The following is an 18,601-nucleotide window of genomic DNA, read 5'->3' as shown; positions in this document are numbered from 1 at the left end:
CCGGTTCTGAGCCGGGTCGCCGACATACTAAGGTAAGGGTTACCTAATTCACAGAGTGCTCCTAGTGATGCCCAGAGGGCGGGACGGCAATCCACGGAGGATCTACAGTTCGACCCGCGCTCGCCCTACAGTTAAGGCAAGCCTCATCAAAGAAAGTTGAAGACGTGGGGACCTCTACGGTCCGGGCGGCGAAAGGCCCCCGCGCGGCACTGCTGCTGACACTCTCGGCCCTGGCCCTGCTCACCCTGTGCGCCCTGTCGATGGCGTTCGGCGCGCTCGGCGTCCCCCTCGACCAGGTGTGGCACACCCTGCTCGGCGACGCCCCCGACTCCCGTGTCGACAGCGTCATCTGGTCCGTACGCCTGCCGCGCACCGTCCTCGGACTCGCCACCGGCGCCGCCCTCGGTCTTTCGGGCGCGCTGATGCAGGCGCTGACCCGCAATCCGCTCGCCGACCCCGGCATCCTCGGCGTCAGCGCGGGCGCCGCCTTCGCGGTCGTCCTCTCGGTCGGCGTGCTCGGCATCTCCTCGGTCTACGGCTACATCTGGTTCGCCTTCGGCGGCGCCTTCGCCGCCAGCGTCCTGGTGTACCTGCTGGGCGGGCTCGGCCGGTCCGGCTCCACACCGGTCAAACTCGCCCTGGCCGGGGTCGCGGTGACCTCCCTGCTGTTCTCGCTGACCAGCGCCATCGCGCTCACCGACCCGGACGCCCTCAACCGGTACCGGTTCTGGAGCGCGGGCTCGCTCGCCGACCAGGACGAGGGGGTCCTGCTGCGCGTCCTGCCGTTCCTGGCCGTCGGCGCGCTCCTCGCCCTCGCCTGCGCCCCGGCCCTCAACAGCCTCGCGCTCGGCGACGACGTGGCGAAGTCGCTCGGCCTCAAGCTCGGTCTCGTCCGTGTCCAGGGCGTCCTCGCCGTCACCCTCCTCACCGGCGGAGCGGTCGCCGTCATCGGGCCCGTGGTCTTCGTCGGCCTGGTCGTCCCGCACATCGCCCGCGTCCTCGCCCAACTGGCCGGCCTCGGCCCGGACCACCGCTGGCTGCTCCCCCTGTCGGCCGTCCTCGCCCCCTGCCTGCTGCTGGCCGCCGACATCGCCGGCCGCCTGATCGCCCGCCCCACCGAGATCCAGGCGGGCATCCTCGTCGCCTTCCTCGGCGGCCCCTTCTTCATCGCCCTGGTCCGCCGCCGACGCCTCGCGGAGCTGTGACATGACGTCTCGTCGACGGAGTCATGAGCCCCGGGCGGACACACGGCGAGAGCCCCGGCTCCGGCCCGCCGGGCCCCGGGCACCGGCCCCGCGCCGCCCCCGCGTCCGGGCGATGCCCGAGAACCCACGAAGAGAGGGTCCCGCGGCGACCGGGTCGCGGAGCCGCGGTTGCGTGGCCGCGGGGCTGTGGCCGGCCCGGCTCGCATCCCGGCGGCCATGGTGTCGCCGACCCGCGATCACCGACCCCTGGCTTCGGCGACCCGCGGTGACCGACCCCTGGCTTGGGCGACCCGCGGTGACCGACCCCTGGCTTGGGCGACCCGCGGTGACCGACCCCTGGCTTGGGCGACCCGCGGTGACCGACCCCTGGCTTGGGCGACCCGCGGTGACCGACCCCTGGCTTGGGCGACCCGCGGTCACCGACCCCTCGCTTCGGCGACCCGCGGTCACCGACCTCTCCCATCGCCAACTCCCCGCCTTCGAAACCTTAGTGACGACGCCCCGTGAAGACCAGACCCATGGAGTGGTGAGCCGATGACGACCGATCTCGTGCCCGTGCCGCCCGCGAAGGGCGTCGCGGAGACGGCCGGTCGGCGCCGCACGGCCGACCGTCTCGCCTTCCGGCTTCCCGTGCCGCCCGTGTCCGGTGTCGTACGGCCCAGGCTGCTGGGCGTCTCCCTGCTGCTCGCGGCCGCCGCGTTCCTGGCGTTCGCCGTGGAGACCTCGGTCGGGGACATCGACCTCCCGCTCACCGACGTGCTGAAGGCTCTCGCGGGCACGGGCGATCCCGGCACCGAGCTGATCGTCCACGAACTGCGGCTGCCGCGCGCCCTGGCCGGGCTGCTCGTCGGCATCGCGTTCGGCATCTCCGGGGCTCTGCTCCAGACCGTGACGCTCAACCCGCTCGCCAGCCCCGACATGATCGGCATCACCCAGGGCGCGGGCGCGGTGGTCGTCGCCGGCATCGTCCTCGGCTGGGACGGCGGCCTCGGCACCCAGGCCCTCGGCCTGCTGGGCGCGTTGACCGCAGGACTCCTGGTCTACCTCCTGGCCTGGAAGCGCGGCACCACCGGCTACCGCATCGTCCTCGTCGGCATCGGTGTCGCCTGGATCTGCACCAGCGTCACCGACTACCTCCTGGCCCGAGGCCAGCGCTTCCAGGCGCAGGCCGCCCTCGGCTGGCTCGTCGGCAACCTCAACGGCCGCACCTGGGACCAGATCGGCCCGCTCGCCGTCACCATGGCCGCGCTCGTGCCCCCGGCGGTCCTGCTCGGCCGGCAGATCCGCGTCCTGCAACTCGGGGACGACGTCGCCAAGGGCCTCGGCGCCCGGGTCCACACCGTCCGGGTGGCCGTCCTGCTCATCGCGGTCGGGCTCGTCGCCTTCGGCACGGCGACCGCCGGACCCATCGCGTTCGTGGCGCTCGCCGCACCCCAGGTCGCCCAGCGCCTGGCCGGCACCCCCTTCCCGCCACCCCTCGCGGCGGGGCTCACCGGTGCCGTGATGGTGCTCGTGTCCGACCTCGCCGCACGGAAGATCGTCCCGGACACGGAACTCCCGGTCGGGATCGTCACCGGGGTGCTCGGCGCCCCCGTCCTGCTGTGGCTGCTCATCCGCGCCAACCGCGCCGGTTCAGGAGGCTGAAGACGTGTCATCGAAGTACGAACCGGCATCGAGGTACGACCCGGCAACGAAGCGCGAAGCCCGCGCCGAAGCTCCGGTCGCAGGCCCCGCCGAGGGCCGCGTCGAAGGTCCCGAGCTGCGCGCCGAGGGCCTGCGCCTGGCCTACGACGACCGCGTCGTCGTCGAGGACCTCGACCTGGTCGTCCCCACGGGCCGCGTCACCGCCATCGTCGGCGCCAACGCCTGCGGCAAGTCCACCCTGTTGCGTGCCCTGGCCCGGCTGCTCACGCCCAAGGCCGGCGCCGTGCACCTGGACGGCCGAGCGGTGCACTCCATCCCGACCCGGACCCTCGCCCAGAAGCTCGGCATCCTCCCGCAGACGCCCGTCGCCCCCGAGGGGCTGACGGTCATCGACCTGGTGGGGCGCGGGCGTTCACCGCACCAGACGTGGTGGCGGCAGTGGTCGCGCGGCGACGAGGAGGCCGTGCACGAGGCGCTGCGGGCGACCGCGATGACCGACCTCGCGCACCGGCCGGTCGACGAACTCTCCGGCGGACAGCGCCAACGCGCCTGGATCGCCATGGCCGTGGCCCAGGGCACCCCCGTGATGCTGCTGGACGAGCCGACGACGTACCTCGACCTCGCCCACCAGATCGACGTCCTCGACCTGGTCACCGACCTCAACCGGCACCAGGGCCGCACCGTCGTCATGGTCCTGCACGACCTCAACCAGGCCTGCCGGTACGCCGACCACATCATCGCCATGAAGGGCGGCCGCATAGCGGGCGAGGGCGCCCCCGCCGACGTCATCACCGCCCCCATGGTCGAGGACGTCTTCGGGTTGCGCTGTGTCGTCGGCGAGGACCCCGTCAGCCGTACCCCCATGGTCATCCCCATGGGCCGCCACCACGAGGGCACCCACGCCGACAGGGGCGCCGACTCGGACGGGGCCACGGCCGCGGTACCTGTGTCGGGCGCCGCCGGCTGACCCGCCGCCGACGGCGCCCCGTCCCTGACGCGACGTCCCTGACGCCCCGTCCCTCACGCCCGTCCCTCACCTCCGGGCCGTCACGGGCGGGCCGTCAGGTAACCCCCCATCGTGCGGAAGTAGTCCGTCGCCGCGTGCTCGGTGCCGTCCTCCGTCCGCACCCGCTCGACCACCAGCCCCGGCAGCCGTCCGGAGCGGGCGTCGGCACCCGCCACGATGACGACCCCGTCGCCCTCCCGGATGAAGATCCGCCCCGGCGTGCCGCCGTAGCGTCCCTCGGAGGCGGAGGCCGAGACGATCCGGATCCGTTCTCCCCGGTGGTGGGTGAAGGCGTTGGGGTACGGGTCGGACTGGGCCCGTACGAAGCGCTCCAGGTCCTCGGCGGGCCAGGTCCAGTCGATCCGGCTGTCCTCCAGGGACCGCTTGTGGAAGAAACTCGACCGGGAGCGGTCCTGCGGCGTCCACACGGCCTCGCCGGAGGCGATGAGTTCGAGCGAGTCGGTGACGAGCGGGCCGATCAGGTCGACCGTGCGGTGGAACAGGTCCGTCGCCGTGTCCTTCGGTCCGACCGGCACCGAACGCTGCAACAGCACGTCACCCATGTCGAGTTCGCCGTCCATGCGGTGGGCGGTGACACCGACCTCCTGTTCGCCGTTGATGAGCGCCCAGATGAGCGGGGAGAACCCCGCGTACGTCGGCAGCAGCGAGTCGTGGATGTTGAGCGTGCCGTGCGTCGGCAGATCGAAGATCTCGGGCGGCAGCCAGGTGCGCCAGTTGTTGGCCACGATGAGGTCCGGATCGGCCTCCTTGAGCGCGCGCAGCAGTTCCTCGTCGTCGGGCCGGTTGCGCAACAGCACCGGCACACCGTGCTGTTCGGCGAGATCGGCGACCGAGTCGTTCCAGATCTTCTCGTACGCGTGATCGCTCTTGGGATGTGTGACGACGAGTACCACATCGTGTCCGGAATCCAGCAGCGCACGCAGCGTCCGGTGTCCCCACGTCTGGTATCCGAACATGGCGATCCGCATATGAGCCCTCCTCAACCGTTGCTAGGTAAGGCTTACCTTATCTAACATGTCTCTGCTGGGGGAGGCGGTGTTCCTGCTGGGGCGACTGTGTGGACCCCTTTTCTCGACGAAAGGCGATGACGCGGTGACGATGCTGCACACCGGGCCGGATTCCATCTACGACGTACTGGGGATCGGATTCGGCCCGTCGAATCTCGCACTCGCCATCGCGCTCCACGAACACTCCGCCGGGACCGGCGCCGAGGACGGACTCCGGGTCGGGTTCCTGGAAAGGCAACCCCGGTTCGGCTGGCACCGCGGCATGCTCATCGACGACGCCACCATGCAAGTGTCCTTCCTGAAGGACCTGGTGACGATGCGTGATCCCACCAGCGACTTCAGCTTCCTGTGCTACCTGCGCGAGCAGGGCCGGCTCGTCGACTTCCTCAATCTGAAGACCCTGTTCCCGCTGCGCATCGAGTTCCACGACTACTTCGAGTGGGCCGCCGCCCGCGTCTCCCACCTCGTCGAGTACTCCGCCGAGGTCGTCTCCGTGCGCCCCGTCACCCGGGACGGCGAGATCCGTTACTTCGACGTCACCAGCCGCACCCCCGGCGACCCGGACCGGTTCACCGTCCGCCGCGCCCGCAGCATCTGCGTGGCCGCCGGCCTGGAACCGCACCTCCCGCCCGACGCAGCCCTGTCCGACCGCGTCTGGCACACCAGCGAGTTGCTGCCCCGCGTCGAGCAGGCCCAGCGCACGGGACGGCCGATACGCCGTGCGGTCGTCCTCGGCGCCGGACAGAGCGCGGCGGAGGCCGTCGACTACCTCCACCGCAGCTTCCCCGAGGCGGAGATCTGCTCCGTCTTCGCCAAGTACGGCTACACACCCGCCGACGACAGCCCCTTCGCCAACAAGATCTTCGACCCCGAGGCCGTCGACCTGTACTACGGCTCGCCCCGCGAGGTGAAGCAGTCGCTGTTCGACTACCACCGCAGCACCAACTACTCCGTCGTGGACATGGACCTGATCGAGTCGCTGTCCCGGTCCATGTACCGGGAGAAGGTCCAGGGCCGCGAACGGCTGCGGATGATGAACGTCTCCCGCCTGCGTGAGGTCGAGGAGGGCGCGGACGACGTCAGGGTGACCGTGGAGTTCCTGCCGACGGGAGAGCGCGAGACCCTCTCCTGCGACCTCCTCGTCCACGCCACCGGCTACCGGCCGCGCGGTGTGAGCGACCACCTCGGGGAGATCGGCAAGCTCTGCCTGCGTGACGACGAGGACGCCCTCCGGGTCGGCCGGGACCACCGGGTGGCCACCGCCCCCAACGTCAGCGCGGACATCTACCTCCAGGGCGGCACCGAACACACCCACGGCCTCACCTCGACGCTGCTCTCCACCACCGCCGTCCGCGCCGGGGAGATCTGCGCCTCGCTTCTCTCGCGCCGCGCGAGGGACCTGACGACGACGGAGGTCTGACAGGCGGATGCGGGGCCCCCGGAGTCGCTGACACCGGGGCCGAGCCCGGTCGGTACGTGCCGGCCCCCAAAGAATCGGGCATCCGAGCCGACCGCGCCTACTGCCGGCCGGCGCCCCCGTCGACCGCGCCCCGGCGGCGCACACCCCGGGCCAGCGCGCCGCCCAGGAACCCGGTCACGAGTCCCCACAGCACGGCGAGCCCGAGCGCGGTCCACAGATGGGGCCGCAGGGACAGTTCCCCGCCCAGGTCGCCGCCGAGGTCGCCGATGCCGATGACCGACAGCCCGTAGTGCGCGGAGATCCGTGCCAGGAGACAGACCATGAGGACGGTCAGCGCGAGAGCGGCCGCCATGTGCACGGCGTGCTGCCACAGCCGTACCCGGGCGGGGGAGCGGGCGGCCATCACGAACGCGGCGGCGACCAGCAGGACGGCGTTCACGGCGAGCAGCCACCACACCCGGCCGTCGTACTCGGCGAGCGAGCCCAGGTTCAGGGTGGACACGTCGGGCCCGCGCACCACCTCGTCCAGGACCTTCGGCATCGGCAGTCCGAACGGCCCCTCCACCTGGCTGTCCCAGGTGGCGCCCAGGCCGATCGTGAAAGCCAGCCATGTCACGTTCGGCAGGCCCAGCAGGATCACCGCGGCCGTCTCCGCGGCGTGCCCCCGGGTCAGCGCCACCACGACCGCGATCACCAGTCCGAGGCCGACGTACGCCAGCAGCAGCCCGACCATGGCGTACGCGGCCGGGCGCACCGACTCCTGGAATCGCAGCAGCCGCGGCGGAAGCGGCGCCCCGCGCGAGACCAGCAGCGCCAGGACGAGGACACCGGAGAGCCAGAGCAGTCCGAAGAACAGGGTCGGCGCCATGGCCGTCTCGAACCCCACGTCGGCGGAGGTGCCGAGGAAGTCGCCCACGTCGCCGAGCGGGATGTCGAAGGTCTGACGGGCGGCCAGGGCGAGGCCGATCAGCGCCGCCAGCCACAGGACGGCGATCCGGGCGGCCCAGCCGGCGAGTTCGCCCGCCCCCGCGACCGCCCGGTGGCGCAGGGGCCGCAGGAACCCGGCGGCGATCACCAGCGCGCCCACGAGGGTCACCGACAGCGGGATCACGGTCAGGCCCGCCCGTGTCTCGGCGAGGGACCCGGCGCCGCCGGAGAGCTCGATCGTGCCGCCCACCGCCGTCACCACGGTGGCCGCGACGACCCGGGGGAACGCGCCGTCCGGGAGGTCCGCCGCGCCCGCCGCCCACAGCCCGAGCGACGCCACCACGATCATCGCGATCAGACCGGCCAGCACGGCCGCCAGGGCCTGGAGCCAGCCATGGCGGGCGACCGCCCGCTCGGGTGCGGTCGCCTGCCGGGGAGGCAGGGTCCGGTGACTCACTCTTGCCACGCTAAGCACGGCGGAGACTCTCCGCGCGCCGGGAGACCCGCCGCCCGCTCGGCTTGCGGGCTGCACGGGACCAGGGCACACAATGGCCCTGTTGTGCAATAAAGCGGCGCTAAATAGATGAAAAATGCACAAACGCCATCTCGGCCTATGTGCACCATGTGTGCCGCCGCGAAGTCCTGACGCGAAGTCCCTACGCCGGGAGAAGACCCGTGAGTTCCGAACAGCCGTCCTCCGGCCGCCCGACAGGACCGCCCTCCGGCCCGTTGTCCGGGCCCCAGCAACCCAGCCCCACGCCGCCCGGCCCGACGCGGCCGAGCGGTCAGGTGCCCCCGGAGCCGCCGGGCGACGCCTCGGGCCCCGGCGGCACCGGCGGGCCGGGCGGAACGGGAGGCTCGGGCGGTCCCGGCGGCGGACCGAGCGGCCCGGCGGGACCAGGCGGCCGGGGAGGTCCCGGTCAGCCGTGGTGGCGGTCCGCCCCTCGCGTCGCCCTCATGGTCACCGCGGTCGTCGTCGCGGTGGTCCTGGTCGTCGTCCTCACCCGCTCCGACGACTCCGGCGACTCGGCGGGCGGCGAGGTCTTCCTCCAGGCCGCGGGAAAGTCGGGCCCCGACCCGTTCACCGAGTCGACGGCCACCGACAGCTCCACCCCGCCCGAGACCCCGACGGCCACAGCGAGCAGCTCGGAACCCGCCAACGTGACGCGTGCCGTGGACGGTTCGTCCCCCGGCCTCTACGGCGGCACCCGCAAGGTCTCCAGCTGTGACGTGGAGAAACAGGTCAAGGTCCTCGGGGCGAACCCCGCGAAGAACGACGCGTTCGCCTCCGTCGCCGGAGTCAAGCCCTCCGGCGTACCCGCCTACCTGCGTTCACTCACCCCGGTACAGCTGCGCATGGACACCCGCGTCACCAACCACGGCTACCGCGACGGCGCCGCCACCAGCTACCAGGCCGTCCTCCAGTCCGGCACCGCCGTCCTCGTCGACGACCGGGGCGTGCCCCGGGTGCGCTGCGCCTGCGGCAACCCGCTGAAGCCGCCGGTCGCGCTGAAGACCACGCCGGAGCCCAAGGGCGACTCCTGGCCGTCGTACCGGCCGCAGAACGTCGTGGTCGTCGAGCCCTCGACGACGGTCATCAACGTCTTCGTCCTCTACGACCCCGAGCACGACGACTGGTTCACCCGGCCCGCCGGCGACACGGGCGGGAAGGACAAGAAGACCACCCCGCCCGTCAACCAGCCCTCCCCGTCGACGTCGACGTCGTTCTCCGAGGAACCGCCCTCGAAGTCGCCCAAGCCGTGCCCCTCGTCCCCGGGCGGCGCGACGCAGACCGAGAAGAACCGGGACGCCGACCACAGCGCGAGCCCCTGCCCCTCCTCGTCCTCGGTGACCCCGTCCACCTCGCCCCCGTCGGCGCCGGAGACTCCGTCCACCTCGCCGCCGTCGGCGCCGCAGAGCCCCGAGACGGCCGAGGTGCCGCCGGACGACACCACGACCTCCGGGTCGGCGTCCCTCGACAGCGTCCCGGCGCCGGTCGCCCCAAGTTCCTGACGGGCCGGCGGCGCCGACGGGGCCCTACCGCCTCACTCGTCGATCGCCGAGCCGAACAGGGCGTCCACATGGGGCGCCCCGAGGGAAGCGGCGTCGTACGTCCACGACCCGGCCGCCGTGACGCCGCCCGAGCCCGCCGAGAGCACCCAGACATGACCGTCGCCGGTGTTCTCGCCCGGCGCGGCGGCCAGCAGTCCGAAGCGGCCGTCGCTGTTCGGGTCGGTCAGCCGGACCTGGGCGCCCCACTTGTCGCCCTTCTCGGCGGCACCCGGCACGTCCGTGGAGTTCTGGTCCCAGGACCCGGCGCCCACCGAGGTCAGCCCGGCGGCGGAGCCGCGCAGCACCCACACGGCGCCCGCGTCCTTGACCGTGCCGATGTCCTCGCCCGCCGCGCCGATCGCCACGTCCGCGTAACCGTCCCCGTCGGTGTCCGCGACCGACAGGTCCGAGCCCCAGCCGTCACCCGCCTCGGCGACACCCGGCACACCGGGGGAGTCCTGCACCCACCAGTCCGGATCCGCCGCCGGGCCGTCCGGACCGCCGAGACGCACGCCGACCAGTCCGCCGGTCTGCGTCTCACCCGGCGCGTCGTCCGGGGAGTGCGGCTCACCGGTCACCAGGTCGTCGTACCCGTCGTTGTTGATGTCCCCGGACGCCGCGACCGGACCGCCGCGCAGATCGCCCTCGTACTTCAGTCCGTCCGCGTCGCCCGACAGATACGCGGACCACCCGTACCCGGGCTCGTCGCCGAGGCTCAGCCCGGACACGACGAGGTCGGCGAAGCCGTTCTTGTCGTAGTCGCCGGTGGTCATGGACACGGGCCGGATGTCGCGGGCCTCGGCCTTCGCGCCGAACCGCTGGGTGGACTCCCGGCGCATCGAACCGCGCACCGCGTCGTCGTACGCGAACAGTTCCACGCCGTACGGGTCGAGGACGGCGAGGATGTCCCCGTCCGTCTCGGCGGTGAAGCGGCCGGCGGCCAGAGCGGTGCCGAACTGCTCGCCGGCGGCGGGCTCCTCGGTCTCCAGCCAGTCGCTCGCGGCGCCCGTCAGCCCGGCCTTCGAGCCCCACAGGACGGCCACGCCACCGGCGTCCTTGACGGTGCCGAGGTCCTCGCCGGGGATGCCGACCACCGCGTCGTCGAACCCGTCGCCGTCCAGGTCGCCCGTGGCGACCGCCCGGCCGAATCCGTCGCCCGTCTCGGCCGCGCCCGCGACCCCGGACGTCGACTGGCTGAATCTGGCGACCTTGCTCGTGCCGATGCCCTTGGCCGAGCCGTACTGCACGGTCACCAGGCCCGCGCCGCTCCTGCCGCTCACGGTGGCGCCCGGCGCGCCGATCAGGACGTCCTCGTAGCCGTCGCCGTCGAAGTCGCTGTTGCGGTCACCGGCCCGCGTACTGCCGGGCGAGCCGGCGTACGCGGACGGCGCGGTGGCGATCGCCGCGCCGGAGACGAGAAGAAAGGTGGCAGCGGCCAGCGCTGCCGAACGGTTCTTGCGCATGTTCGGCTCCCTGAGACAAGAACGGCCGGGCAGCGCGGGGGTGTCCGGAAAGGGCCCGTTCCTTGTCCGGCGCCCTGTTCGACACCGAGTGGTGAACAAGGGTTGTACGGGAGTACACGGCCGATTCAGGAGGCCCGGGTTCCGGACGCGACCGCGGCGGTGTGGCCGTCCCGGGGTCCTCGTGGGCCGGACGGAGGGGGTGACCGGCGGAAATGGAGTGGCGGAGCGGCACGGTGACCGCCGATGCTCCTCCGTATGAGTGACCATGGTGCGACCCGTCCCGACGACCGGCCCCTGCCCGAGAGGAAGCCCGGCTGGGGCGACCGGTTCGTCGGCCCCGAGGGGGACCCGCGCGGCGACGGAGGGTTCGAGGGGGAGCGGGCCACGCTCGTCGGGTATCTGCGCAACCAGCGGCTGACCCTGGAGCTGAAGTGCGCGGATCTGGACGCCGAGGCTCTGGCCCGCCGTGCGGTGCCGCCGTCGAACATCTCGCTGCTCGGCCTCGTGCGCCACCTGGCCGGCGTGGAACAGTACTGGTTCCGCCAGGCGTTGGCGGGCGAGCCGCCGTCGCCGCGCCACTACCGCGCGGGGGACGACCCGGACGGGGACTTCAACGACGCCGTCGCGGACCCCGGGGCCGTCGCCGACGCCTGGAGGACCTGGCGGCGCGAGGTCGACTTCGCCGAACGCTTCGTGGCGGCGGCCCCCGATCTCGCCCTCACCGGCCGCCACGACGGCGAGCCCATCGCCCTGCGCGAGGTCCTCGTCCACATGATCGAGGAGTACGCCCGCCACAACGGTCACGCCGACTTCCTGCGCGAACGCATCGACGGCCGCGTCGGAGAATGACGCCCGGGAGCGGGTTCCGGGCGATGCGGGTTCCCGACGATTTCCCTGAGGGCGGAACGCCGACCCCTTCCCCTCCCGCCCGTGGTTCCTAGGCTGGAGAAGTGAGCCAACACGCCTCGAACGAAGCCCGCGTCATCCCCCTTCGCCCGGCTACGGCCGGTCCGGCGGCGGTCCGCCCGGCGACCCCCCGTCCGGCCGGCCCACCCGCCAGGGAACCCCTCTGGCGTGACCTCGTCGGTGACGTACTGCGCCGCGAACGGCTGGCCCAGGAACGCACCTTGAAGGACGTCGCCGACGAGGCCCGCATCTCGATGCCGTACCTCTCCGAGGTGGAACGGGGCCGCAAGGAGGCCTCGTCGGAAGTCCTCGCGGCAGCCGCCCAGGCCCTGGGCCTGAACCTCGCAGACCTGCTGTCCCTGGCGCAGACGGAGCTGACCCGCCACACACCCCGCAGCACCACCCGCGGCACGCCCAGGGCCCCCTACAACGGCCTGTGCCTCGTGGCCTGATGTTCGCGCGGGCGGCCCTCAGACCCCCACCAGCCGCCGGTTCAACACCTCGTCCGCCAGCCCGTACGCCACCGCCTCCTCCGCCGTGAACACCTTGTCCCGATCCATGTCGGCCCGCAGACCGGACACCTCGCGCCCGGTGTGCCGCGCGAGCACGTCCTCGACCTGGGCCCGGATGCGCACCATCTCCTTGGCCTGCAGAGCGAGATCGGAGACCGTGCCCTGACGGCCTCCGCTCGCCGGCTGCCCCAGCAGCACGCGCGCGTGCTCCAGCACGAAGCGCCGCCCGGGGTCCCCGCCCGCCAGCAGCACCGCCGCCGTCGAGGCCGCCTGCCCGACGCAGAACGTCGAGATCGGCGCGCGTACGTAGGACATCGTGTCGTAGATCGCCATCAGCGAAGTGAACGATCCCCCGGGCGAGTTGATGTAGATCGCGATCTCGCTCTCCGGCGCCGAGGACTCCAGGTGCAGCAGCTGCGCGATGACGACGTTGGCCACCCCGTCGTCGATCTCCGTACCGAGGAAGATGATCCGCTCGGACAGCAGCCGGCTGAACACGTCGTACGACCGTTCGCCCTGCGGAGTCCGCTCGACCACGTTCGGAATCGTGTACGTCCCCATCACTGCAGTCCCATCCGTCGGCGTGACGAGGCCGGCCGCACGTCGTCGAGCGCCTCGACGACCCGGTCGACCATCCCGTACTCCCTGGCCTGTTCGGCCGTGAACCAGCGGTCGCGGTCGCCGTCCCGGGAGATCGTCTCCTCGGTCTGGCCGGTGTGCTCCGCGGTGATCCGCTCGATGGCCCGCTTGGTGAACTCCAGGTTCTCCGCCTGGATCTCGATGTCGGCGGTGGTGCCGCCGATGCCCGCCGACGGCTGGTGCATCATGATGCGCGCGTTGGGCAGCGCGTAGCGCTTGCCGTGGGCGCCCACGCTCAGCAGGAACTGACCCATGCTCGCCGCGAAGCCCATCGCCAGCGTCGAGACGTCGTTCGGGATCAGCCGCATCGTGTCGTAGATGGCGAGGCCCGCGGTCACCGAACCGCCGGGGCTGTTGATGTAGAGGCTGATGTCGGTGCGCGGGTCCTCCGCCGACAGCAGCAGCAACTGGGCACAGACCCGGTTGGCGGAGACCTCGTCGACCTGGGTGCCGAGGAGGACGATCCGCTGGGCGAGGAGCTGCGCGGCGAGATGGTCGTCGAAGCGCGACGGCGAGGTGTCGCCCTCCTCGGCGCGCGGGGCGAGCGTCGGGGCCCGGCCGGTGGTCAGTGGAGCCACGGTTCCTCCCTGAGGGTGAACACGACCGCGGTGGCCGCTGTCTCCACTCTCCCCACGAACCACCCCTCACCTGGCCTTTCTCTGCCCACGGCAGATTCGCCGACGGCAGAGCGGCGACCGCCCGCCGTGATGCGACGCAGCGGATGCCCGCGCCACCGATGAGTTTCGGAAGCAGGATCGGTCGATACAGAGACGACACACCCCCGCCCGAGGAGGCACCCATGTCCAGCGACGGATTCACCATCTGCCTGTGGTTCGACGGTCAGGCCGAGGAGGCCGCCACCCACTACGTCTCGATCTTCAAGAACTCACGGCTCGGCCGCGTCACCCACTACGGCGAGGGCGCGTTCCAGCCCGCCGGCACGGTGCTCACCGTGGACTTCGAGGCCAACGGCCAGCGGTTCGTCGCGCTCAACGGCGGCCCGCAGTTCACGTTCACCGAAGCCGTCTCCTTCCAGATCCTCTGCGCCGACCAGGACGAGATCGACTACTACTGGAACAGCCTCACCGAGGGCGGCGAGCCGGGCCCCTGCGGCTGGCTCAAGGACAGGTTCGGGGTGTCCTGGCAGGTCGTGCCCACCGCCCTCATCGAGATGATCAACGACTCGGACGCGCAGAAGGCGGCCCGCGCGACGGCGGCGATGATGTCGATGGGCAAGCTCGACCTCGCCGCGCTGGAGAAGGCGTACGCGGGCGAATAGCCGTTCCGCACATCCTCGTTCCGGTGGGCGGCCCCCGTGGCCGGGCCTCCCACCAGGGCGGCACCGCGATGTCGCCGATTCTTTACCTGAGCCGGGTAGCGGCCGCAAAGGACTCCGGTGAGGCTTGGCCGGGCACCACCTGTTACCCGGAGGAACCTTGAACGTCTCCCTGACCACCTGGCTGCTCACGATCGTCGCCCTGGGCCTCCTGGTGGCCGTCGACTTCTTCATCGGCCGAAAACCCCACGACGTGTCGATCAAGGAGGCCGGTATCTGGTCGGCCGTCTGGATCGCCCTGGCCATCGCGTTCGGCCTCGGGGTGTTGGCCGTCGGCGGGGGCAGGCCCGCGGGAGAGTTCTTCGCCGGCTTCATCACCGAGAAGTCCCTCAGCGTCGACAACCTCTTCGTCTTCGTCCTGATCATGGCGAAGTTCGCGGTGCCCTCGCAGTACCAGCAGCGCGTCCTGATGGTCGGCGTCCTCATGGCGCTGGTGCTCCGCGCGATCTTCATCGCGGCCGGCGCGGCGATCATCTCCAGCTTCTCCTGGGTCTTCTACATCTTCGGCGCGTTCCTGATCTACACCGCCTGGAAGCTGGTGGAGGACGCCCGCAAGGGCTCCCACGAGGAGGAGTACGAGGAGAACAAGCTCCTCCAGGCCGTGGAGAAGCGCTTCGGGGTGGCCGACCGGTACCACGGCACCAAGCTGTGGATCGAGGAGAACGGCAAGCGCGTCATGACGCCGATGCTCGTCGTGATGCTCGCGATCGGCTCCACCGACGTCCTCTTCGCGCTCGACTCCATCCCCGCGATCTACGGCCTCACCCAGGACCCGTACATCGTCTTCACCGCCAACGCCTTCGCCCTGATGGGCCTGCGGCAGCTGTACTTCCTCATCGGCGGCCTGCTGAAGAAGCTGGTCCACCTCTCCTACGGCCTGTCGATCATCCTCGGCTTCATCGGCGTCAAGCTCGTCCTGCACGCCCTGCACGAGTCCGGGGTCCACGTCCCCGAGATCTCCATCCCCTTCTCCCTCGGCTTCATCGTCCTGGTCCTGGCCGTGACGACGGTGACGAGCCTGTGGGCCTCGAAGCGGCAGCAGCAGCGGGACCAGCGGGACGCGGCGGGCGCGGGCGACGACGAGCACACGTCGCAGCCGGTCTAGGGGCCCTGGGAGACCTCGTCGGCGATGGCCCGCGTGATCTCGCGGGCCATCCGCGTGATGCCGGGCGACACCACCGGGCACGGCCTCGGCGTGGACGTCGTCGGGGCCAGGCAGAAGTGCAGGTAGTCCTGGTCGTGGTGGAGGGCGGTGCGGGCCCGGCCCGGCTGGGTGCAGTAGCCGTCGTGCGCACGTTCGTACGGGGTGCACGGCAGGTACTGGGTCCAGGTGTAGCGGTCGGAGGCCGGGCTCACGGCCCGGCCGGCGTCGGCGGTGATGTCACCGGAGGCCCTGGCCCGCCTCTCGTAGAGGGCGTTCACCCGGCGCACCCGGTCCGGGGTCATCGGGTCCGGGCCCTGGAGCACCCACACGATCGTCGGCCGGTGCTCGCCGCCCGCGTCGGCGATCTGTTCGGTGAGCTGCTCGGCGGCGGCCTCGTACCGCCGGACGTACTCCGTACGGGCCTTGCCGTAGGTGACCCCGTCCATGCAGGGCGTGTAGTCCCAGGAGTTGCCCCAGAACTGCAGGACCACGTAGTCCGGGCCCAGCCGCCGCACCAGGGCGGCGGCCTTGTCCCGGGGCGGGACGAGCGACCGGTCGGCCGTGCCCTCCAGGTAGTCGCACAGGGTGGTGCCCCCGTACGGCACGCTCGTGTAGACGGCTCCGAGCTCGTCCTTCAGCTGGGCGCCGAGGACCTTCTGGTTCTCCACGGCGAGCGAGTCCCCGAGGTAGAGCACCTCGGGCGCCGGCTTCGCCGTACCGGCGTCCCCGCCGCTGTCCGGGGGCGCGGTGGCGGCCCGCTGACGCGTGGTCGGTGACGGGTCGGGCGCGGTGGCAGACGGAGGTGTCCCCTCCGGAGCGGACTCCGGATCCCCGCACGCGCCCAGCGACAGCGCGGCGAGCACCGCCCCGGCCACTCCCACGATCCACGCCCTGCGCATACGGCGACTCCCGCCCCGGCCGTCGAAACGGTTCCCCAGGCAAGCACAGCCCGGGTCGGGGCGGAAGACATGTGTCGGCCACGCGTGGGGGTCCGGCCGAGGCACGGCCCCCGCACGGGCGCCGGAGCCGAGGCGGTCATGCTCCGGCGCCGACCCCACGGGGGCGCCCGGTCCGGCCGGACGCCCCACCCGGCCGGGTCAGGGGGTCATGCCGCCGCTGCACGCGGCACCCGGCTCCGGCGTCTGCTCGCCCTGGACGTACTTGGTGAGGAACTTCCGCACCCGAGGGTCGGACGCCTTCTCCACCTTGAGCTGGTGCTCCCAGGCGCTCAGCACGATGGGTGAGGACTGGTCCTCGTAGGGGCTCATGAAGGTGTACGTCGTCTTCTTCACCAGCCCGGTCAGCGACTCGACGTCGGCCTCGGCCGCCTTGTCGTTGTACGTGACCCAGACCGCGCCGTGCTCCAGGGCGTGCACCGCGTTCTCGTTCGGCACGGCCTTGGTGTACACCTGCTTGTCGCAGTTGACCCACACCTGGTTGTGGTCGCCGCCCACCGGCGGGCTCATCTTGTACGTGACGGGCTCGGACACGTGGTTCTGGGTGAGCTTCGACCAGCTCTTCACACCGTCGACCGGCGCGGCCTTCGCCGCCGCCTCCGCCGCCTCCTTCTCCTGCGCGGAGTCGATGAGGTACCAGCCGCCGCCGACGAGGCCGGCGAGAATGGCGGTGGTGACGCCGATCATGAGCACGCGCGAGCGCCGCTCACGGGCCTGCTCGGCCTTGCGTATCTCCTCGACGCGGGCCCGCCGCGCCGCCTCCCTGGCCTTGGGGCTGTTCTTCCCGCCCTTGGGGCCGCCGCTGTTGGTCTTCGCCTTGGATGAAGCCATGGGGTGTCCTTCTCCCCGCCGTGACCCCGTACGGGCCCGGCGGTGCTGCTGGTCGTCCGGAATGTGTCGCGCGGGCCGGTGCCGGCCTAGACGCGGAGCAACTGCAGTTCGTGGAGATCGGGAGGGCGGGAGAGCCCCGGCTCACCCGAGCCGTCGAGCGCCGTCGGGGCCGTGGCCGTCGCGGGCTGCCAGGAGACGGCGGTGGGAGCGCCGGGCAGCGGCGCCTGGCCCAGCACCGCGGCCGGGTCGGGGGAGTGGCAGGCGTGTCCGCCGGGACTGTGCTCACAGGGGTCGCGGTCCACCTGGCCCGCACGCGCGACGGCGGACCCCTCCGTCACGGGCACGGCCGACACCGTGTGCGGTCGCTGCGCCGGAGCCTCACCGGGAGGCGAGCCCGCGCAGAACATCAGGAACGTGGTCAGGGCCGAGGCGACCACCAGCAGGACACGCGCCGACCGGCCCCGGGCGCACGGCAGCACCGTACGTCTGAACGGCCGGCCGGGCATGGAGCCACCTCACGAGTCGAGGCGAACGGGAGTGCGAGCGTCGCCGAAATTATCAGACGACGCACAGCCGTGGTCCCGACCCGGGGATCCGTGCCGGTTTCACGCGGTCCGTCCCCTTCGGCGCGCGTCCGCGAGCGGCCCTGGTTAGCGTGAGAGCCGGGAAACCACCCGTCGGACCGAGGAGAGACGCGCGATGGCCGCACATGCCGAGGGAACGCCCTGTTGGGTCGACGCGATGTTCAGCGACGTCGAGGGGGCGAAGAGTTTCTACGGCGACGTACTGGGCTGGACCTTCGGCGGGTCGTCGTCCGAGTACGGCAACTACACCCAGGCGTACGCGGACGGCAAGGCGGTGGCCGCCGTCGTCCCGCCGATGCCCGGCCAGGAGGGCCAGTCGGCCTGGTGCCTGTACTTCGCCTCGCCGGACGTGAACGCCACGGCGGCCAGGATCCGTGACAACGGCGGCGAGGTGCTGATGGAGCCGATGCGGGTCGGCGAGTTCGGCTCCATGCTGTTGGCCCGCTCCCCCGACGGCGTCGTCTTCGGGGTCTGGCAGGCGGGCGTCCACGAGGGCTTCGAGGCCATGGGCGTGCCCGGCGCGTACGTGTGGGCCGAGGTCTTCACCCGCGAACCCGAGAAGTCCGACGTGTTCTTCCCGGCCGTCTTCTCCTTCCGGGCCAAGCGGATGGACGACCCCGACAACCCGCAGATGGACTTCCGGGTCTTCGAGCTGGGGCAGGGCCCGCTGCTCGGCAGGATGAAGATGACGGCGGAGGACTTCCCGCCCGAGGTGCCCTCGTACATCAACGTGTACTTCACCGTCCCCGACTGCGACGCCGCGGTCGCCCGGGCCACCGAGCGGGGCGGGATCCTGCGCTTCGGACCGATGGACACCCCCTTCGGCCGTTTCGCTGCGCTCAGCGACCCGCAGGGCGCGTCGTTCTCGGTCATCGACGTCAGCCACACCAAGGGCGAGATGCCGGCGCTCTCCGACGTCGACTGAGCGGCCCGGCCGGACACGTGGGG

18 protein-coding genes are annotated in these 18,601 nt (G+C 71.8%); 10 read left to right on the top strand and 8 right to left on the bottom strand.

Features of this window, described 5'->3' with window-relative positions; translation table 11 throughout:
- The first annotated feature begins 164 nt into the window (after nt 1–164).
- The 3 genes from H4687_RS04405 to H4687_RS04395 all read left to right on the top strand — a co-directional run bounded on the left by H4687_RS04405 (nt 165) and on the right by H4687_RS04395 (nt 3,816).
- Entirely contained in the window at nt 165–1,205 is a 1,041-nt protein-coding gene (locus H4687_RS04405) for a FecCD family ABC transporter permease (protein WP_005474300.1), read from the top strand.
- Nucleotides 1,206–1,739: 534 nt separating this feature from the next.
- Nucleotides 1,740–2,849 carry a FecCD family ABC transporter permease gene (locus H4687_RS04400; RefSeq protein WP_046913650.1) on the top strand — a complete coding sequence of 370 codons (1,110 nt, stop codon included), beginning with the start codon at nt 1,740–1,742 and terminating at the stop codon, nt 2,847–2,849.
- Between the two features lie 4 nt (nt 2,850–2,853).
- Nucleotides 2,854–3,816 (top strand): ABC transporter ATP-binding protein, encoded by a 963-nt coding sequence (locus H4687_RS04395; RefSeq protein WP_046913649.1) that lies wholly within the window; start codon nt 2,854–2,856, stop codon nt 3,814–3,816.
- Between the two features lie 80 nt (nt 3,817–3,896).
- On the opposite strand, the gene H4687_RS04390 is transcribed toward H4687_RS04395, so the two are convergent.
- Nucleotides 3,897–4,844: a methionyl-tRNA formyltransferase gene (locus H4687_RS04390; RefSeq protein ID WP_046913648.1), complete on the bottom strand. Its 948-nt coding sequence runs from the start codon at nt 4,842–4,844 to the stop codon at nt 3,897–3,899.
- A 130-nt stretch (nt 4,845–4,974) separates the two neighbouring features.
- On the opposite strand from H4687_RS04390, the gene H4687_RS04385 reads away from it, so the two are divergent.
- Entirely contained in the window at nt 4,975–6,303 is a 1,329-nt protein-coding gene (locus tag H4687_RS04385; RefSeq protein ID WP_046913654.1) for a lysine N(6)-hydroxylase/L-ornithine N(5)-oxygenase family protein, read from the top strand.
- 97 nt (nt 6,304–6,400) lie between these two features.
- Here the strand turns inward: H4687_RS04385 and H4687_RS04380 are convergent, their stop codons facing one another.
- Nucleotides 6,401–7,687 carry a streptophobe family protein gene (locus tag H4687_RS04380; RefSeq protein ID WP_046913647.1) on the bottom strand — a complete coding sequence of 429 codons (1,287 nt, stop codon included), beginning with the start codon at nt 7,685–7,687 and terminating at the stop codon, nt 6,401–6,403.
- A 218-nt stretch (nt 7,688–7,905) separates the two neighbouring features.
- Between H4687_RS04380 and H4687_RS04375 the strand changes: the two genes are divergently transcribed.
- Entirely contained in the window at nt 7,906–9,243 is a 1,338-nt protein-coding gene (locus H4687_RS04375; protein WP_179860208.1) for a DUF6777 domain-containing protein, read from the top strand.
- 32 nt (nt 9,244–9,275) lie between these two features.
- On the opposite strand, the gene H4687_RS04370 is transcribed toward H4687_RS04375, so the two are convergent.
- Nucleotides 9,276–10,745, bottom strand: coding sequence for an FG-GAP-like repeat-containing protein (locus tag H4687_RS04370; RefSeq protein WP_046913645.1), 1,470 nt, complete (start codon nt 10,743–10,745; stop codon nt 9,276–9,278).
- 255 nt (nt 10,746–11,000) lie between these two features.
- Between H4687_RS04370 and H4687_RS04365 the strand changes: the two genes are divergently transcribed.
- Nucleotides 11,001–11,594 carry a DinB family protein gene (locus H4687_RS04365; RefSeq protein WP_046913653.1) on the top strand — a complete coding sequence of 198 codons (594 nt, stop codon included), beginning with the start codon at nt 11,001–11,003 and terminating at the stop codon, nt 11,592–11,594.
- A 101-nt stretch (nt 11,595–11,695) separates the two neighbouring features.
- The gene (locus H4687_RS04360; protein ID WP_046913644.1) at nt 11,696–12,103 is read left to right on the top strand and encodes a helix-turn-helix domain-containing protein; all 408 of its coding nucleotides are present in this window, start codon (nt 11,696–11,698) and stop codon (nt 12,101–12,103) included.
- A gap of 18 nt (nt 12,104–12,121) precedes the next feature.
- Here H4687_RS04360 and H4687_RS04355 read toward each other — a convergent pair whose 3' ends face one another.
- Both H4687_RS04355 and H4687_RS04350 read right to left on the bottom strand, forming a co-directional pair.
- Complete coding sequence (locus H4687_RS04355; protein ID WP_046913643.1) at nt 12,122–12,724, bottom strand: ClpP family protease; 603 nt, start codon at nt 12,722–12,724, stop codon at nt 12,122–12,124.
- Nucleotides 12,724–13,380: an ATP-dependent Clp protease proteolytic subunit gene (locus tag H4687_RS04350; RefSeq protein ID WP_046913642.1), complete on the bottom strand. Its 657-nt coding sequence runs from the start codon at nt 13,378–13,380 to the stop codon at nt 12,724–12,726. The genes H4687_RS04355 and H4687_RS04350 overlap by 1 nt, the downstream gene beginning before the upstream one ends.
- Before the next feature lie 221 nt (nt 13,381–13,601).
- On the opposite strand from H4687_RS04350, the gene H4687_RS04345 reads away from it, so the two are divergent.
- Both H4687_RS04345 and H4687_RS04340 read left to right on the top strand, forming a co-directional pair.
- Nucleotides 13,602–14,081, top strand: coding sequence for a VOC family protein (locus tag H4687_RS04345; protein ID WP_046913641.1), 480 nt, complete (start codon nt 13,602–13,604; stop codon nt 14,079–14,081).
- A gap of 157 nt (nt 14,082–14,238) precedes the next feature.
- Nucleotides 14,239–15,243: a TerC family protein gene (locus H4687_RS04340; protein WP_046913640.1), complete on the top strand. Its 1,005-nt coding sequence runs from the start codon at nt 14,239–14,241 to the stop codon at nt 15,241–15,243.
- Here the strand turns inward: H4687_RS04340 and H4687_RS04335 are convergent.
- The 3 genes from H4687_RS04335 to H4687_RS04325 form a co-directional block, all read right to left on the bottom strand.
- Nucleotides 15,240–16,181 carry a lipoprotein gene (locus H4687_RS04335; RefSeq protein WP_046913639.1) on the bottom strand — a complete coding sequence of 314 codons (942 nt, stop codon included), beginning with the start codon at nt 16,179–16,181 and terminating at the stop codon, nt 15,240–15,242. The genes H4687_RS04340 and H4687_RS04335 overlap by 4 nt on opposite strands.
- 198 nt (nt 16,182–16,379) lie before the next feature.
- On the bottom strand, nt 16,380–17,069 hold the full coding sequence (locus H4687_RS04330) for a DUF3105 domain-containing protein (protein WP_046913638.1): 690 nt from the start codon (nt 17,067–17,069) through the stop codon (nt 16,380–16,382).
- 86 nt (nt 17,070–17,155) lie between these two features.
- Complete coding sequence (locus H4687_RS04325) at nt 17,156–17,575, bottom strand: DUF6153 family protein (RefSeq protein ID WP_046913637.1); 420 nt, start codon at nt 17,573–17,575, stop codon at nt 17,156–17,158.
- 193 nt (nt 17,576–17,768) lie between these two features.
- Here H4687_RS04325 and H4687_RS04320 point away from each other — a divergent pair, with 193 nt between their 5' ends.
- Nucleotides 17,769–18,578, top strand: coding sequence for a VOC family protein (locus tag H4687_RS04320; RefSeq protein ID WP_046913636.1), 810 nt, complete (start codon nt 17,769–17,771; stop codon nt 18,576–18,578).
- Nucleotides 18,579–18,601 lie beyond the last annotated feature (23 nt).

The sequence above is a fragment of the Streptomyces stelliscabiei genome (assembly GCF_014873495.1).
GTDB classification, from domain to species: domain Bacteria; phylum Actinomycetota; class Actinomycetes; order Streptomycetales; family Streptomycetaceae; genus Streptomyces; species Streptomyces bottropensis.
Note: the sequence above shows the minus strand (reverse complement) of the source record. Positions and strands in the feature narration are given on the sequence as shown.

Bases quoted from the DNA above. Each gene is read 5' to 3' on its own strand.
- H4687_RS04345 (WP_046913641.1), top strand. From the start codon at position 13,602: ATGTCCAGCGACGGATTCACCATCTGCCTGTGGTTCGACGGTCAGGCC.
- H4687_RS04330 (WP_046913638.1), bottom strand. From the start codon at position 17,069: ATGGCTTCATCCAAGGCGAAGACCAACAGCGGCGGCCCCAAGGGCGGG.
- H4687_RS04400 (WP_046913650.1), top strand. From the start codon at position 1,740: ATGACGACCGATCTCGTGCCCGTGCCGCCCGCGAAGGGCGTCGCGGAG.
- H4687_RS04320 (WP_046913636.1), top strand. From the start codon at position 17,769: ATGGCCGCACATGCCGAGGGAACGCCCTGTTGGGTCGACGCGATGTTC.
- H4687_RS04325 (WP_046913637.1), bottom strand. From the start codon at position 17,575: ATGCCCGGCCGGCCGTTCAGACGTACGGTGCTGCCGTGCGCCCGGGGC.
- H4687_RS04385 (WP_046913654.1), top strand. From the start codon at position 4,975: ATGCTGCACACCGGGCCGGATTCCATCTACGACGTACTGGGGATCGGA.
- H4687_RS04355 (WP_046913643.1), bottom strand. From the start codon at position 12,724: ATGGGGACGTACACGATTCCGAACGTGGTCGAGCGGACTCCGCAGGGC.
- H4687_RS04390 (WP_046913648.1), bottom strand. From the start codon at position 4,844: ATGCGGATCGCCATGTTCGGATACCAGACGTGGGGACACCGGACGCTG.
- H4687_RS04365 (WP_046913653.1), top strand. From the start codon at position 11,001: ATGAGTGACCATGGTGCGACCCGTCCCGACGACCGGCCCCTGCCCGAG.
- H4687_RS04335 (WP_046913639.1), bottom strand. From the start codon at position 16,181: ATGCGCAGGGCGTGGATCGTGGGAGTGGCCGGGGCGGTGCTCGCCGCG.
- H4687_RS04370 (WP_046913645.1), bottom strand. From the start codon at position 10,745: ATGCGCAAGAACCGTTCGGCAGCGCTGGCCGCTGCCACCTTTCTTCTC.